This is a genomic window from Auraticoccus monumenti (assembly GCF_900101785.1).
Classification (GTDB): Bacteria; Actinomycetota; Actinomycetes; order Propionibacteriales; family Propionibacteriaceae; genus Auraticoccus; species Auraticoccus monumenti.
Map to the genome: position 1 here is coordinate 761,607 of NZ_LT629688.1, position 14,021 is coordinate 775,627.

At 73.3% G+C, this 14,021-nt stretch carries 15 protein-coding genes; 8 read left to right on the plus strand and 7 right to left on the minus strand.

All coding sequences use genetic code 11. The features are described 5' to 3' along the window. The first annotated feature begins 117 nt into the window (after positions 1-117). Entirely contained in the window at positions 118-1,644 is a 1,527-nt protein-coding gene (locus BLT52_RS03425) for an alpha-N-arabinofuranosidase (RefSeq protein ID WP_090590655.1), read from the plus strand. Here the strand turns inward: BLT52_RS03425 and BLT52_RS03430 are convergent. The 4 genes from BLT52_RS03430 to BLT52_RS03445 form a co-directional block, all read right to left on the minus strand. After that, on the minus strand, positions 1,637-2,656 hold the full coding sequence (locus BLT52_RS03430) for a LacI family DNA-binding transcriptional regulator (protein WP_197679175.1): 1,020 nt from the start codon (positions 2,654-2,656) through the stop codon (positions 1,637-1,639). The two genes, BLT52_RS03425 and BLT52_RS03430, sit on opposite strands and share 8 nt — an antisense overlap. A gap of 203 nt (positions 2,657-2,859) precedes the next feature. Beyond that, complete coding sequence (locus BLT52_RS03435; RefSeq protein ID WP_090590659.1) at positions 2,860-3,294, minus strand: DUF779 domain-containing protein; 435 nt, start codon at positions 3,292-3,294, stop codon at positions 2,860-2,862. Beyond that, positions 3,294-4,817 (minus strand): aldehyde dehydrogenase, encoded by a 1,524-nt coding sequence (gene adh / locus BLT52_RS03440; RefSeq protein ID WP_090590660.1) that lies wholly within the window; start codon positions 4,815-4,817, stop codon positions 3,294-3,296. Before adh ends, BLT52_RS03435 begins: the two co-directional genes overlap by 1 nt. Positions 4,818-5,147: 330 nt before the next feature. Continuing rightward, positions 5,148-5,846 carry a hypothetical protein gene (locus tag BLT52_RS03445; RefSeq protein ID WP_090590663.1) on the minus strand — a complete coding sequence of 233 codons (699 nt, stop codon included), beginning with the start codon at positions 5,844-5,846 and terminating at the stop codon, positions 5,148-5,150. 188 nt (positions 5,847-6,034) lie between these two features. Between BLT52_RS03445 and BLT52_RS03450 the strand changes: the two genes are divergently transcribed. The 5 genes from BLT52_RS03450 to BLT52_RS03470 all read left to right on the plus strand — a co-directional run bounded on the left by BLT52_RS03450 (position 6,035) and on the right by BLT52_RS03470 (position 9,875). Further along, entirely contained in the window at positions 6,035-6,601 is a 567-nt protein-coding gene (locus BLT52_RS03450) for a winged helix-turn-helix domain-containing protein (protein WP_090590664.1), read from the plus strand. Next, a complete protein-coding gene (locus BLT52_RS03455) occupies positions 6,601-7,896 on the plus strand; it encodes an MFS transporter (protein WP_090596249.1) in 1,296 nt (431 codons plus the stop codon). The genes BLT52_RS03450 and BLT52_RS03455 overlap by 1 nt, the downstream gene beginning before the upstream one ends. Positions 7,897-8,180: 284 nt before the next feature. Further along, positions 8,181-8,594, plus strand: a complete 414-nt coding sequence (locus BLT52_RS03460; RefSeq protein ID WP_090590668.1) for a hypothetical protein — start codon at positions 8,181-8,183, stop codon at positions 8,592-8,594. A gap of 47 nt (positions 8,595-8,641) precedes the next feature. Then, the gene (locus tag BLT52_RS03465; RefSeq protein ID WP_090590671.1) at positions 8,642-9,412 is read left to right on the plus strand and encodes an SDR family NAD(P)-dependent oxidoreductase; all 771 of its coding nucleotides are present in this window, start codon (positions 8,642-8,644) and stop codon (positions 9,410-9,412) included. Positions 9,413-9,473: 61 nt separating this feature from the next. After that, entirely contained in the window at positions 9,474-9,875 is a 402-nt protein-coding gene (locus BLT52_RS03470; RefSeq protein ID WP_090596250.1) for a VOC family protein, read from the plus strand. Between the two features lie 26 nt (positions 9,876-9,901). Here the strand turns inward: BLT52_RS03470 and BLT52_RS03475 are convergent, their stop codons facing one another. After that, entirely contained in the window at positions 9,902-10,369 is a 468-nt protein-coding gene (locus tag BLT52_RS03475; RefSeq protein WP_157676953.1) for a lamin tail domain-containing protein, read from the minus strand. Positions 10,370-10,620: 251 nt separating this feature from the next. On the opposite strand from BLT52_RS03475, the gene BLT52_RS03480 reads away from it, so the two are divergent. Beyond that, positions 10,621-11,574 carry a serine hydrolase domain-containing protein gene (locus tag BLT52_RS03480; protein WP_157676954.1) on the plus strand — a complete coding sequence of 318 codons (954 nt, stop codon included), beginning with the start codon at positions 10,621-10,623 and terminating at the stop codon, positions 11,572-11,574. 92 nt (positions 11,575-11,666) lie between these two features. Here BLT52_RS03480 and BLT52_RS03485 read toward each other — a convergent pair whose 3' ends face one another. Both BLT52_RS03485 and BLT52_RS03490 read right to left on the minus strand, forming a co-directional pair. After that, positions 11,667-12,608 (minus strand): CPBP family intramembrane glutamic endopeptidase, encoded by a 942-nt coding sequence (locus tag BLT52_RS03485; RefSeq protein WP_090590679.1) that lies wholly within the window; start codon positions 12,606-12,608, stop codon positions 11,667-11,669. A gap of 16 nt (positions 12,609-12,624) precedes the next feature. Then, a complete protein-coding gene (locus BLT52_RS03490; RefSeq protein WP_231946487.1) occupies positions 12,625-13,173 on the minus strand; it encodes a hypothetical protein in 549 nt (182 codons plus the stop codon). Between the two features lie 182 nt (positions 13,174-13,355). Between BLT52_RS03490 and BLT52_RS03495 the strand changes: the two genes are divergently transcribed. Continuing rightward, on the plus strand, positions 13,356-13,982 hold the full coding sequence (locus tag BLT52_RS03495; RefSeq protein WP_090590685.1) for a TetR/AcrR family transcriptional regulator: 627 nt from the start codon (positions 13,356-13,358) through the stop codon (positions 13,980-13,982). The last annotated feature ends 39 nt before the right edge of the window (positions 13,983-14,021 follow it).

Here is a 14,021-nt window from a genome sequence, read left to right on the forward strand (position 1 = left end):
CGTCGGGGGGCCGGGCGGGAAGGAGGCGCGGACGGGGTGGCCGGCGGGAGGAAGGCGACGTGTAACGTCAAACTCGACGGGACGGACGAGCCTCCCGTGCTCCAGGGAAGGGCAGCCATGACCACCTCCGAAGCCCGGGTCGTCGTCGACCTCGACGTCACCGGACCGACCATCAGCCGCCACCTCTACGGCCACTTCGCCGAGCACCTCGGCCGCTGCATCTACGGCGGCTTCTGGGTCGGGGAGAACTCCGAGATCCCCAACGAGGGCGGCATCCGCCTCGACGTGGTCGAGGCGCTCAAGGCCCTGGGCATCCCGAACCTGCGCTGGCCCGGCGGCTGCTTCGCCGACGACTACCACTGGCGCGACGGGATCGGTCCGCGCGAGGAGCGTCCGTCCATGATCAACAGCCACTGGGGCGACGTGGTGGAGGACAACTCCTTCGGCACCCACGAGTTCATGGCCCTGTGCGACCTGCTGGGCGCCGACCCCTACGTGAACGGCAACGTCGGCTCGGGCACCGTCCGGGAGATGAGCGAGTGGGTGGAGTACCTGACCCGGGGCGGTGAGTCCCCGATGGTGTCGCTGCGACGGGCCAACGGCCGCGAGGAGCCGTGGCGGGTGCCGTTCTGGGGCATCGGCAACGAGGCCTGGGGCTGCGGGGGCCACATGCGGGCCGAGACCTACGCCGACCTGGCCCGCCAGTACGCCACCTACTGCCGCGACCACGGCGACAACACGCTCTACCGGATCGCGGCCGGGGCCGCCGACGACGACCTGGCCTGGACCGAGGCGCTGATGAAGGCCGTCACCTGCGGGCTGGGCTGCCGCACCTCGCCCAAGCACTTCTTCCAGGCCATCTCGTTCCACTACTACACCCACGCCGGGGACTCGATCGCCACGACCCCGGCCACCACCTTCAGCGACGAGCAGTACTACGCCACCATGGCGAAGTCCCTCGACATCGACCGGGTGATCCGGGCGCACTCGGCGGTGATGGACGCCTACGACCCCGACCGCCAGGTCGGGCTGGTCTGCGACGAGTGGGGCACCTGGTGGAAGGTCGAGGAGGGCACCAACCCCGGCTTCCTCTACCAGCAGAACACCCAGCGTGACGCCCTGGTGGCCAGCACCCACTTCGACGTCTTCCACCGCCACGCCCAGCGGCTGGTGATGGCCAACATCGCCCAGACCGTCAACGTGCTCCAGGCCATGATCCTGACCGACCCGGACACGGGGGCGCTGGTGCTCACCCCGACCTACCACGTGTTCGAGATGAACCGGGGCCACCACGACGCCCAGCTCCTGCCCAGCCACGTGCTGAGCACCCCCTCGACCAGCGTCGGGGACACGCCGCTGGACCTGCTGTCGGTCTCGGCCAGCCGCCGCGACGGGTCGGCGCTGCTCTCGCTCAGCAACCTGGCCCTCGAGGACGCGCTGGAGGTGTCGCTGGACCTGCGCGGGGTGCCGTTCGAGGTCGCCCGTGGGCGGCTGCTGGCCGCCGAGGACCCCCGCGCGCACAACACGCCCGAGACCCCGGACGCCGTCGCGCCGTCGACGCTGGAGACCCGGGTCGAGGGCACCACGCTGCGGGTCACGCTGCCGCCGGCGGCCTTCGCGACGGTGGAGCTGACGCTCAGCTGAACCGGGTCGACTCCCTTAGGACGAGCCGGGCGGGGGGCATCACCACACGTGCCGGACGGTCGACGTCCCCCGCCATCCGCTCCAGCAGGAGGTCGCAGATGGCGTCGGCCATCGCCTCGTTGCCGGGGTCGACGGTGCTGAGCCTCGGGGTGCTGAAGCGGCCGGCGGCGACGTCGTCGAACCCGACCACCTGGACCTCGCCCGGCACGGCCCGGCCCAGGTCGGCCAGCGCCCGCAGCGCTCCCAGCGCGGCGCTGTCGGTCAGGGCGAAGACGGCGTCGAAGTCCCGGCCCTCGGCGGCCAGGTCGGTGACCACCTGCTGCGCCGCCCCGGCGGTGAAGGACGAGGAGCGCACCAGCTCCTCGTCGACCGCCGCACCGGCCCGGCGGTGGGCGTCGCGGTAGCCCTGGGTGCGCAGCCGCGGCATCGACCACGCCGGGTCGTCGCTACCGCCCAGCAGCACGATGCGCCGGGCGCCGGAGGCCAGCAGCGCGGCGGTGGCCTGCCGGGCGCCGTCGACGTTGTCCATCAGCACGTGGTCGAAGCGGTCCGGGACGGTCTGCTCGCCGATCAGCACCACCGGTGTGGCCGGGCTGATGGAGTCCAGCGCCTCTGCGTCACCGGCGACCACGCTGAGCACGAAGCCGTCGTAGGCGTCCAGCCGGGAGGCGCTCAGGGCGTCCAGCTCGGCGGCCAGGTCACCGGCCGTCCGCTCCAGGACCAGCCGGAGACCGTGCGCGGCGAGCCGCTCGGCCAGCCGGTGGCCCAGCTCGACGAAGTACCCCGAGGTCAGCTCGGGGACCGCGAGCCCGACCGTCCCGGTGCGTCCTGAGCGCAGCTGCCGAGCAGTCACGTTGACCCGGTAGCCGAGCTCGTCGATCGCCTGCTGGACCCGCTGGCGGGTGGCCTCCCCGACCCTGCCCGGGCGGCGGTTGACCACGTTGGAGACGGTCATGTTGGACACGCCGGCGCGTCGGGCCACGTCCTCGATGGTCACCCTGGCCGCGGCCACTGCCGTCCTCCCGTCCGGCCGCGCGACGGGTGCGCGGCCGTAGGGCATCACACCACGTCGGTGCCCCGTCCGCCCCGGGGACGCCGCTGGCGGGCGTGGACGGCGAGCTGGGGTGGGCCGGGTCGGCGGGCCGTCACCCGCTGGGACGGCGGCCCTCCGCGGGCGGCGGTGTCGCGCGTGGTCTGGTCGGCGGTGCAACCGGTCTAGCCGGGTCGCACCGCCGACGTCTGGAGCTCGGCGACCTCCTCGGGGGAGAAGAGGCGAGAGCGGATCAGGAACCGGTTGCCGGTGGGACCCTCCAGGGAGAAGCCCGCACCGCGTCCGGGGACGACGTCGATGGTGATGTGGGTGTGACCCCACACCGCGTACTGCTCCTTGCTGATCCAGACCGGCACGGTCTGCTCGACGGGCTCGTCCTCGGTGCCGATCTCCAAGTCGCCCAGGTGCAGGTCGCTGGAGCCGGTGATGAAGGTGCCCGCCGCGAAGCACATCGGCGAGGAGCCGTCGCAGCAGCCACCGGACTGGTGGAACATCAGCGGCCCGTGCTGGCTAGTCAGCTGGCGCAGCAGGGCCGCCGCCGCGGGGGTGACCCCGACGCGCTCGGCCCTGACATCGGCACCTCCCGCGGCGGCACCCATCAGAAGAAGCCCATCGCCTTGGGCGAGTAGCTCACCAGCAGGTTCTTGGTCTGCTGGTAGTGGTCGAGCATCATCGCGTGGTTCTCCCGCCCGATGCCGGAGGACTTGTAACCACCGAAGGCCGCGTGCGCCGGGTACTGGTGGTAGCAGTTCGTCCACACCCGCCCGGCCTGGATGGCGCGTCCGGCCCGGTAGGCGGTGTTGGTGTCCCGCGACCAGACGCCGGCGCCGAGACCGTAGAGGGTGTCGTTGGCGATGCTCATCGCGTCGTCGAAGTCGGAGAAGCCGGTGACCGAGACCACGGGGCCGAAGATCTCCTCCTGGAAGATGCGCATCTTGTTGTGGCCCTGGAAGATCGTCGGCGCCACGTAGTAGCCACCCGACAGGTCACCACCGAGGTCGACGCGCTCCCCGCCGGTGATGATCCGGGCGCCCTCCTGGGTGCCGATGTCGATGTAGGACAGGATCTTCTCCAGCTGGTCGTTGCTGGCCTGGGCACCGATCATGGTCGCCGGGTCGAGGGGGTTGCCCTGGACGATCCGCTTGGTGCGCTCGGTGGCCTCGGGCAGGAACGAGTCCAGGATCGAGTTCTGGATCAGCGCCCGGCTGGGGCAGGTGCACACCTCGCCCTGGTTGAGCGCGAACATGGCGAACCCCTCCAGCGCCTTGTCGTAGAAGTCGTCCTGGGCGCTGGTGACGTCCTCGAAGAAGATGTTGGGGCTCTTCCCGCCGAGCTCGAGGGTGACCGGGATCAGGTTCTGGCTGGCGTACTGCATGATCAGCCGGCCGGTGGTGGTCTCGCCGGTGAAGGCGATCTTGCGGATCCGGCTGGAGGAGGCCAGCGGGGCGCCCGCCTCGGCGCCGAAGCCGTTCACCACGTTGAGCACGCCGGCCGGCAGCAGGTCGCTGATCAGCTCCATCAGCAGCATGATCGAGGCCGGGGTCTGCTCGGCGGGCTTGAGCACCACCGCGTTGCCCGCGGCCAGGGCCGGGGCGAGCTTCCAGGTGGCCATCAGCAGCGGGAAGTTCCAGGGGATGATCTGCCCGACCACGCCCAGCGGCTCGCGGAAGTGGTAGGCGACGGTGTCCTCGTCCAGCTGGGAGAGGGTGCCCTCCTGGGCCCGGATGGCCCCGGCGAAGTAGCGGAAGTGGTCCACCGCCAGCGGCAGGTCCGCGGCCAGGGTCTCCCGCACCGGCTTGCCGTTGTCCCAGGTCTCCCCGACCGCCAGCATCTCCAGGTTCTGCTCGATCCGGTCCGCGATCTTGTTCAGCACCACCGCCCGCTCGGCCGGGGACGTCGTCCCCCAGCCCGGCGCGGCGGCGTGGGCGGCGTCCAGCGCGAGCTCGACGTCCTCCGCGGTGGAGCGCGCCACCTCGCAGAAGACCTTGCCGTTCACCGGTGACGGGTTCTCGAAGTACTGGCCCTTCACCGGGGCCACGTACTCACCGCCGATCCAGTTGTCGTAGCGCGACCGGTAGCTGACCAGGCTGCCGTCGGTCCCCGGTGCGGCGTACACGCTCATGTGACTCCTCGTTGCGTCGTCGATCGTGGTCGGGGCGGCGGTGCCGACCCGGTGGACGTGACCCTAGTCACACCGACGTTGCACAGAGGTTGCGACGGTCCTGGGCTGTCGCGGACCAAGGGGTGCCGGAGGGCGACGGGCCCTCCTCGGCACGCCGGGAGCGAGACCGAGTCCGACGGGCCGCACACCGCAGGGCCGGCCGGGCGGTCCCCCGACCTGCCCGGCCGACCGGTCACGTGGGCGTCCCGCCCGTCGGGCCGGTGGCAGCCGGCGGTCGTGCTGCAGCCCGTCGGCCACCCGGCGGCCCGTCGGTCACCTGGCGGCCCTCGGTCACGCGGCGACCAGCCGGTCGGCGGCCGCGGCCATCCGGCGTCGCGCACGGGAGCAGCGCCAGCGCACCAGGTCGGTGCTCATCGCGTGCCGCTCCCCCGCCTCGGCCGAGCTCAGCCCGTCGGCGTACACGCTCACCAGCACCCGGGCACTCAGCTCGTCGACCAGCCCGAGGGCCTCCGCCTCGGCCACCACCCGGCGCACGCTGAGGACGTCGGCCGGCGGCTGGCTGAGGACCCAGAGCTCGTCGAGCACGTCGTCGCCGACCAGCAGCGGCTCGACCTTCTCCCCCTGCTCCCGGCGGACCGCCTTGCGGGTGTCCATCCACAGGTTGGCGGCGACGCTGCGCGGGCGGCGCCCCAGGGGGTAGCGCAGCACCTGGCACCAGAGCTGGGACACGTAGTCCCCCAGGCCGCTGCGCCGGTCGGCCCGGGCCAGCAGGACCATCTTGCCCAGCAGTGCCTGGACGACCACCCGTCCGGCCAGCTGGGCGTCCTCCCCTCCCGCCTGGGCCCGCCCGACCAGGAAGGAGAGGACCGCGTCGGGGGTCCCCGGGACGCATGCCAGCACGTCCCCGGGCGTCCGGCACCCGGCGAGCGCGGGCTCCTCCCCGGCCCAGCGGTCGACGTCGGCGCGCCCCCCGACCGCCGTCCTCGACCACTCCGCGTTCAACCGGTGCAGCAGCTCGACCCCGCTCATGACCCTCCTCCACGACCCCCGTCTCCTGGTCGGACGGGACGCGTCCCACGCTCGTCGGCCCCTGTTGGCGCAGGTGTTGTCCGAGCCGGCGTGCGTGGTGTCCGACTCGGGGCGGTGGTGTCCGTGCGAGCACGGATTGGTCCTCAAACACTCTTGTACAAGCATCCTTGAGGATTTACAGTCGGGGCATGCCGGACGAACCTCTCGACGACTACCGCGTGCTCGTCGCCGTCGGTCACCCGCTGCGCCGACGTCTCCTCGACGTGCTGCGGGTGGAGCAGGCGGCGACGACGTCCGCCCTGGCCGAACGCCTCGGGGTGGCGGTCGGCAGCGTCAGCCACCACGCCAAGGTCCTCGCCGAGCACGGGCTGGTGGTGCCGGCGCCCGAGCTGGCCAAGGACCGCCGGGAGCGGTGGTGGCGCCTCGGCGACGCCCGGATCTCCTGGTCCAGCACCCAGTTCGCCGACGACCCGGCGGGGGCGTCAGCCTCCGCCGCGGCCTACGACCTGAGCGTCCGGCTGCAGCTGGAGCGGCTGCAGACCTGGCGCACCGAACGGGGCTCGTCGTCGCGAGAGTGGCAGGACGCGGCCACCAGCACCGACACCTGGTTGCACCTGACCCCGGAGGAAGCCAGGGAGCTCGCCGAGGAGCTGACCGCCGTCCTCGGGCGCTGGGCCGACCACGGCCGCCAGGGCGAGGACCCGAGACGCCAGCCGGTGTTCGCCTTCGCCCACACCTTCCCCAGCCGGCCATGATGACGTCCCCCGACGCGCCCCTGCAGGAGCGGCACGACGCCCCCGTCAGCCCGGCGTCGTCGAGGGACTTCCGCCTGGTGTGGGCGGGCACGTCGGCCGGACGTCTCGGGGAGTCGGTGGCCTCCTTCGCCGCGCCGGTGGTGGCGATCACGGTGCTCGACGCCAGCGCCCTCACCGTCACCCTGATCACCGCCGCCGCGTGGCTGCCCTGGCTGGTGGTCGGCCTGCCGGCCGGAGCCTGGGTCGACCGGCTGCCGCGGCGTCCGGTGATGGTGGTCTGCGACCTGGTCTCCGTCCTCGTGGTGGCGTCGGTCCCGGTCGCCGCGGCGGCCGGGGCGCTGACCACGCCGCACCTGCTGGGGGCCGCCTTCGCGGTCGGGACCACCGCGGTGCTGTTCCAGACGGCCTGGACCAGCTACCTGCCCGCCGTCCTCGACGAGCGGCAGCTGGTGCCGGCCAACGCCCTGCTGCACGGCAGCGACTCCGCCGCCCGGGTCGCCGGGCCCGGGATCGCCGGCCTGCTGGCCGGCGCCGTCGGCGCCGTCGCGGGTTACGCCCTGCAGTCGGTGACCTTCCTCGTCTCCGCGACCTGCCTGGCCCTGGTCCGCACCCCCGAGCGGCGACCGGCCCGCACCACCGGACGGTCGCTCCGCCGCGAGGTCGCCGAGGGCATCCACCACGTCCGGCGCGACCGGGTCCTGCTCAACCTGGCCGTCCACGGCAGCCTCAGCAACCTCTTCCTGGTGGGCTACCAGGCCCTGCTGGTGGTCTTCCTGATGCGCCACGTCGGCCTCAGCGAGGGCGGGGTGGGTCTGCTGCTGACGCTGACCGCCCTGGGCGGCGTGGTCGGGGCGCTGGTCATCCAGCCGCTGATCCGCCGCCTCGGTGACGCCCGCACGCTGGTGCTGGGCAAGGCCCTGGCCGGCCCGTTCGCCCTGGCCGTCCCGCTGGCCGAGCCCGGCTGGCGGCTGGTGCTCCTCGCCGTGGCCAGCACCCTGCTGGTGGTCGGGATCACCGCCGGCAACGTGGTCTCCGGCAGCTTCCGCCAGCGCTACGTGCCCGGCGCGCTGCTCGGCCGGGTCACCACCAGCATGCAGACGCTCAACCTGGCCGGGATCCCGCTGGGGGCCGTCCTGGCCGGGACCCTGGCCACCGCGGTGGGGACCCGGCCGGCCCTGTGGGTGCTGACCGCGGCCTACGCCTGCACCGGGCTGATCCTGCTGCTGGGGCCCTTGCGCGGACGGCGGGACCTCCCCGTACGCTCCTCCGACCCGGCCCCGGCGGTCCCCGCCTGACCGGGGCAGGACACCAACCTGATCCGGGGAGGACGTGGGTCCAGCCCCGGGATCGGTACCGGTGCCGCCGACCCGGCCAGTGCCAGACCGCGGCACCGCGCACCACCAGCACCAGCACCAGCACCAGCACCAGCGTCGCCGCGTGGTCGGTGCACAACCGGTCACCCAGCCCGACGGGCTCCCCCCTGGGGCCGGGCCGTCGGGCTGGACGACCGGTTGTGCGCGGAGCGGGGAGCGACCGGCCTCGGCCGGCTCGTCCCGTCCCCGCGGCGTAGGCTGCCGCCATGCCCGACGAGCGACCGTCCCGCGCCGAGGCGGCGGCCCACCGGATCGCCCTCAGCGAGGGCGCCCAGCGCCACGAGTCCGTCGCCGCCCAGCGGCTGATCGACGACTTCCTGCAGACGGTGCGCGAACGCGGGCACGCGCCCGAGCCGCTGCAGGCCCAGCTGCTGTCCGGGGCGTCGGTGCGCACGGACAAGGAGGGCTGGTACCTGCGGAAGAACCGGTCGCTGGCCATCGGCACCGACGGGGGCTACTACGTGCTGACCGTCCCGGGCGGCGCGCTGGCCCGCCTCCGGGGCGTCCGGCTCACCCCCACCCCACCCCCGCTCCAGGTCGGTCGCGGCGGGCGCGACGGGGAGACCGGGGACCTCAAGGAGTTCCTGGCCATGACCCTGGAGCGGCTGGCCCAGGGCTGACCCGCCCCCCGGTTCCCGGTGGGCCCGGCGGGCGGCATGATGCGGCCATGGACCGACCGCTGCACCGCTTCACCGACCGCACCGCCCTCGTCTCCGGCGGGGGCCACGGCATCGGACGCGCGTGCGTCCACCGGCTGGCCGACGAGGGCGCCCGGGTGGTCTGCGCCGACCTCGATCTCGAGGCCGCCGAGCGGGTCGCGGCGGAGGTCAGGGAGGCCGGGCGCGAGGCGCACGCCGTCCACGTCGACGTCACCTCCAGCGACTCGGTGGACGCGGCCGTCGCCCGTGCCGTCGAGCTGCTGGGCGGGCTCGACGTGCTGGTCAACACCGCCGGCGGCGGACGGATCCACCCCGACTTCCCCGAGACCTCCGACGAGGTGTGGCACCAGCAGCTCGACCTCAACCTGATGAGCGTGGTCCGCACCGTGCGTGCCGCCCTGCCGCACCTGCTCGACGGGGGCGGCAGCGTGGTCTCCACCAGCTCGGTCAACGCGGTGACGCCGATCGGCTCCGAGCCCTACTCCAGCGCCAAGGCCGCCCTGGACGTCCTGACCCAGAACCTGGCCCGGGAGCACGGTCCGGCCGGGGTCCGGTTCAACCTGGTGCTGCCGGGGACGATCCGGACCCGGGTGTGGGACGACCAGGCCGAGACGCTGGAGCGCTTCTCCCGGGCCTACCCGCTGGGACGCGTCGGCCAGCCCGAGGACGTCGCGGCCGCCGTGGCCTTCCTCAGCTCCGACGACGCCGCCTGGATCACCGGCGTGGCGCTGCGGGTGGACGGCGGGCTGCTGGTCCGGGGGGCGATGGACCGGGCGTGACCCCGGGGGACCTCCGGCGTTACGGTCGGTGGACGTCGACGAGGACGCCCAGGAGGTCACCATGGACAGACCACGGATCCGGCTGACGTCGGTCACCATCACCACGCCCCGCCCCCGTGAGCTCGCGGCCTTCTGGTCCACCCTGCTCGGGTGGCCGGTGTCGGTCGAGGAGCCGGCCGGCGACGGCGAGCCGGAGGAGGCGGGCTGGGCCCAGGTGCGACCACCGGCCGGGGAGAACGGCTTCACGCTGAACTTCGAGTACGAGCGCAGCTGGACCCGCCCGGTCTGGCCGAGCGCCGCGGGCCACCAGAACGCCACCGAGCACCTCGACGTCGAGGTGGACGACCTGGACACCGCGGTCGCCTGGGCGCTGGAGTGCGGCGCGGAGCTGGCCGGGGACCAGCCGCAGACCGACGTCCGGGTCCTGCTCGACCCGGACGGTCACCCCTTCTGCTTCTTCTGAGCCCGGACCGGAGTCGGGTCAGCGGTTCAGCACTTCACCGTGCCCGAGCTGACCTTCTTGTAGGTGCAGCGGTCCAGCGCCGTGCTGCCGGTGGGCTTGAGCAGGGTGGCGGTGTCGCCGGTGTTGTTCCAGACGTAGTTCTTCTGCTTCCAGTACAGGTGCCCGCCGGTGTTGGTGCCGCTGCCGGTGTGCACGGTGACCGAGGCCCTGGCCTTGAGGGTGAAGCCCTTGGGGAAGACGAAGGTGTGGTTCTGCGCGTCCTTGAGCCGGTACCCCGCCATCGCCACCGACTTCGAGGTGGTGTTGGTCAGGACGATGGTCTCCTTGTTGAGGTGGCTGTTGCTGCGGGTGTCGCTGCCCGAGGGGTCGGCGACCCAGGTGCGGAGCTGGACGGCCGAGGCCGCCTCGGCCTCCACCGTCGGCAGCAGGGCGCCGGCGAGGGACAGCAGGACGAGGAGGGCAGCGCCGAGGGCGCGGGCGAGAGGACGACGCACGGGGACTCCTGAGGAGGATGGTGGGGACCTGCTCGCCCGTGCGGAGCGCCGACGCGAACGGGCGGATCGTATCGCCGCCACGGGTCGCCGGCGGCCCTGCGCGGGCGGATCGATGCCCAGTCGTGATGACCGGCCCGAAGGCTTCGGGCAGCGGCCCCCGACCATCCGCGAGGTCGATGGGCGGGCAGAGGTATCCGCCGGGGTCTGGTCAAGGTCCGGACGGGAACGGTCGACTGGGTCAGGATGAGGCGGTGACCCCCGACCGGACCCGCGTCGACGCGGCCGTCCGTGCCGTCCTCGACGGGGTCGACGCCGATCCCCGCTACGCCCACACCAGCCACCTGCACGTCCGGCTGGCCGGTGAGATGGTGGTCGACGAGCACCGGCACGGGCCGCTGGTCGGCGACGTCTTCTCGGTGACCAAGACGGTGCTCGGACTCACCCTGGGCCGGATGGCGGCGCTCGGGCTCCTCCCCGACCTGGACCGTCCGGTCGCCGACGTCCTGCCCGTGCTGGGAGGCACCACCGCCGAGATGCACACGTGGCGGCACCTGCGGACCATGACGCGCGGGGCCGAGGTGGATGGTCCCTGGGACGTCGACACGGTCACCGCGCTGCCGGGCGGGCAGGTCGAGCACGTCGCCCGGGCACCGCAGCGGACGCCGCCCGGCGAGCGGTTCTGCTACGACAACGGGTCCTCCCACCTGGTCGCGGCGGCGGCCGGTGCCGTCCTCGCCGAGCCGGTGTCGGACTTCGCCGCCCGCGAGCTGTTCGCGCCGCTCGGCATCACCACCACCCGGTGGGACCGCGACCCCGACGGGGTGCCGTTCGGCTACGCGCACCTCCGCATCGGCGCCGCCGACCTGGGCCGGCTCGGCCAGCTGGTGCTCGACGGCGGTCGTACCGAGGGCGCCACCCTGGTGGACCCCGGCTTCCTGGCCGACATGACCCGGGCCCACACGCCGGGCGGGCCGCCGGAGGACCTCGGCTACGGGCACCTGGTCTGGGTCGACGACGACGTGGTGATGGCGGGCGGCTGGGCCGGCCAGCACGTGCTCGTGCTCCCCCGGGCCGAGGCGGTCGTCGTGGTCACCGGCGACCCGCACTTCGACGCCGGGCCACCGCCGCGCGACGACCTGTCGCCGGACTGGGCTCCCGCGCTGCACCTGGTCCGACGGCACCTGCTGCCCGTGCTGCACGGCTGAGGCCCGAGCCCCGTGGCCCACACCGGCGGCCGGAGGGCCCTCGACGCCCGACCTGGACGGCCGCAGTAGCAGCCTCCACCACCCGACCGGCCTCAGGCTGCGGGTGTGCGCGCGGGGCCTGACGTGCGGGTCGTCCACCAGACGACGACGGCGATGAGGACGAGGCCGGCGCCAGGGATCAGGCTGGCGATGGAGCCCACCGCCTCACCGCGGCCGGCGAGGGCGCCGAAGAGGTCGATGTGCAGGGTCGTGGCGAGGAGGAGGCTCGTGACGTTGTAGACGACGTGCAGGACGACGGCGACCTCCAGCCCACCGGTGCGCCAGGTGACGAAGGCCATCGTGGAGAACAGGATCAGGTAGGAGGACAGCAGGTAAGGGTCGAGGGTGCCGTGGGCGAGGGAGAACAGGACGGTCGTGACGACGATGCCCAGGACGGCACCGGAACGGGCGCCGCGCGTCCACCCGCCGAGCACGCGGAAGATCAGTCCGCGGAGTCCGTACTCCTCACCGGCCGCGGCGAGGGGGGTGAGGAGCACGCCGATCACGAACAGGGCGACGAGGTCGACCGTCGACCAGGCCACCCTCTCCCCGGGCACGAGGAAGTTCACCGCGATCAGGACGACGAGCAGGGGCCCGAAGGCGAGCAGCGAACGGCCGAGGACTGCGAAGCGGAAGCGTCCGGCCACGGAGTGCAGCGAGCCGGCGGGCAGCCCGTAGAGCACACGCTGGAGCAGCATGCTGTAGGGGATCAGCGCGGCGAGGCCGACCGCGCCGGCGGCGTGCTGCAGAGGGGAGGGCCCGGTGCGGCCGAGCTGGGCGTCGATGAGCCCGGCGCCGAGCAGGGCGAGCTGGGCGAAGGCGACCAGTCCGACGAAGAGCAGCACGATCGCGAGGACGCCGCGCAGGATGCGGCGTCTCTCGCCGGCGTAGACGCGGTGGTACTCGACGCCCGGCGGAACCCGTGGCGAGGAGACGGGTGCGTCGTCCTGCAGCAGCCAGCTGGGGCGGGTGGTGGTCGTGGTGGTGGTGGTCATGGTCCCTTTCCTGGGGTCAGCTCGCGAGGTCGTCGAGCCAGCTGGATCGCAGTCGCAGCGCACGTTCGGTGCTGCCGACGACCGCGGCGATCCCGACGGCGACGTTCGCCGTGGGACCGAGACGCACCGGGGACCGGAAGGTCCCCAAGGCCTCGGCGACGGGGGGCACCTGCGAGATGGTCTCGACGAGCTGCGGGACGGCCACGCAGGCGCCGAGCAGCACGAGCGACGTCGAGACCACACCGACGAGGCGGCTGAGCCGCGGGTGCGCTCCCTGCAGCCGGGAGCGCCGTCCCTCCGCGGAGGCGGGGTGCGGCGTCAGCTGGGACTCCGCACCGTCGGCCCCCACGTGGTGGCACCGGCGCAGCCCGAACGAGCCGACCGCGACCTCGATGTGTCCGCCGGGCACCGGGAAGCGGGCCGGCAGCCTCGAGTGGGCCGTCAGCACGCCGTCGCGGTAGAGACGCGCACGCACCTCGCCGTCGTCGCGGTCTCCCAGGTGGCGGACGTCGACGGCGTAGGTGGTCACCGTGCCGTCGGGAGCGCGGAGGGAGTGGGTGAGCAAGGACCTGCCCAGCAGCTGCCACCAGCGGAAGCGCCTGAGCGGCCGCCCGTCACCGCGACGCACCCTCTGTGCGGCGCGGCGGTTCCGCCAACCGTGTCGGAGCACGCGAGCTCCCTCCCTGCTGTAGTACAGTGTGATAGCCAGACGGTAGCACACTGTACTAGCGGAGTGGAGGACGATCGATGCCGGAGCGGTCGAAGGAACCGGACACGCGGGACAAGATCCTGATCGCGGCGGCGACCATGCTGGGTGAGGACCCGACCGCGCGGTTGAGCGTCCGTGCGGTCGCCGCCCGGGCGGGGGTGAGCACGGGTTCGCTCCGTCACTTCTTCCCCACGCAACGGGCGCTGGTCGAGACCGTGGTCGCCGGCCTCTACGAGCTCGACATCCCTGACGACCCGATCTCCGAGGAGGGGCGGACGCCGGCGGAGCGCCTCCTCGGGTGCCTGCAGCAGATGCTGGCCCAGATCGGCACGGGGGACCGGGCGCGCCAGTACTGGCGCGGCATGTACGAGGCCTACGTCGCCCCGAGCCCCACCGACGACGAGGCCGCGACGTACCTCGCCCTCGAGCGGGTGGGTCTCCGCCGCCTCGAGCGGTGGCTGGGCGTGCTCGTGGCCGAGGGCGCGGCCCCCGCGGGTGCGGTCGAGCAGCGGGCCCGGTTCCTGGGCACCGTCCTCGACGGACTCGTCGCGGGACGGGTTCTTCCCGGCGACACCGTGCGGCTCGGGTTCGAGTCCGACACGCTCCGCCTGGCCGTCGAGGCGGTGCTCAGTGAGCCCGCCGGAGGTCCGCAACGGGATCAGTGACCGCGAGTTCCCCCGGGACCACGGAGGACGGCACCAGTG

Excerpts from the sequence above, each read along its gene's own strand:
- BLT52_RS03460 (WP_090590668.1), top strand. The coding sequence starts at position 8,181 with ATGCCCGACGAGCGACCGTCCCGCGCCGAGGCGGCGGCCCACCGGATC.
- adh (WP_090590660.1), bottom strand. The coding sequence starts at position 4,817 with ATGAGCGTGTACGCCGCACCGGGGACCGACGGCAGCCTGGTCAGCTAC.
- BLT52_RS03445 (WP_090590663.1), bottom strand. The coding sequence starts at position 5,846 with ATGAGCGGGGTCGAGCTGCTGCACCGGTTGAACGCGGAGTGGTCGAGG.
- BLT52_RS03470 (WP_090596250.1), top strand. The coding sequence starts at position 9,474 with ATGGACAGACCACGGATCCGGCTGACGTCGGTCACCATCACCACGCCC.
- BLT52_RS03495 (WP_090590685.1), top strand. The coding sequence starts at position 13,356 with ATGCCGGAGCGGTCGAAGGAACCGGACACGCGGGACAAGATCCTGATC.
- BLT52_RS03465 (WP_090590671.1), top strand. The coding sequence starts at position 8,642 with ATGGACCGACCGCTGCACCGCTTCACCGACCGCACCGCCCTCGTCTCC.
- BLT52_RS03455 (WP_090596249.1), top strand. The coding sequence starts at position 6,601 with ATGACGTCCCCCGACGCGCCCCTGCAGGAGCGGCACGACGCCCCCGTC.
- BLT52_RS03450 (WP_090590664.1), top strand. The coding sequence starts at position 6,035 with ATGCCGGACGAACCTCTCGACGACTACCGCGTGCTCGTCGCCGTCGGT.
- BLT52_RS03485 (WP_090590679.1), bottom strand. The coding sequence starts at position 12,608 with ATGACCACCACCACCACGACCACCACCCGCCCCAGCTGGCTGCTGCAG.
- BLT52_RS03435 (WP_090590659.1), bottom strand. The coding sequence starts at position 3,294 with ATGGGTGCCGCCGCGGGAGGTGCCGATGTCAGGGCCGAGCGCGTCGGG.
- BLT52_RS03425 (WP_090590655.1), top strand. The coding sequence starts at position 118 with ATGACCACCTCCGAAGCCCGGGTCGTCGTCGACCTCGACGTCACCGGA.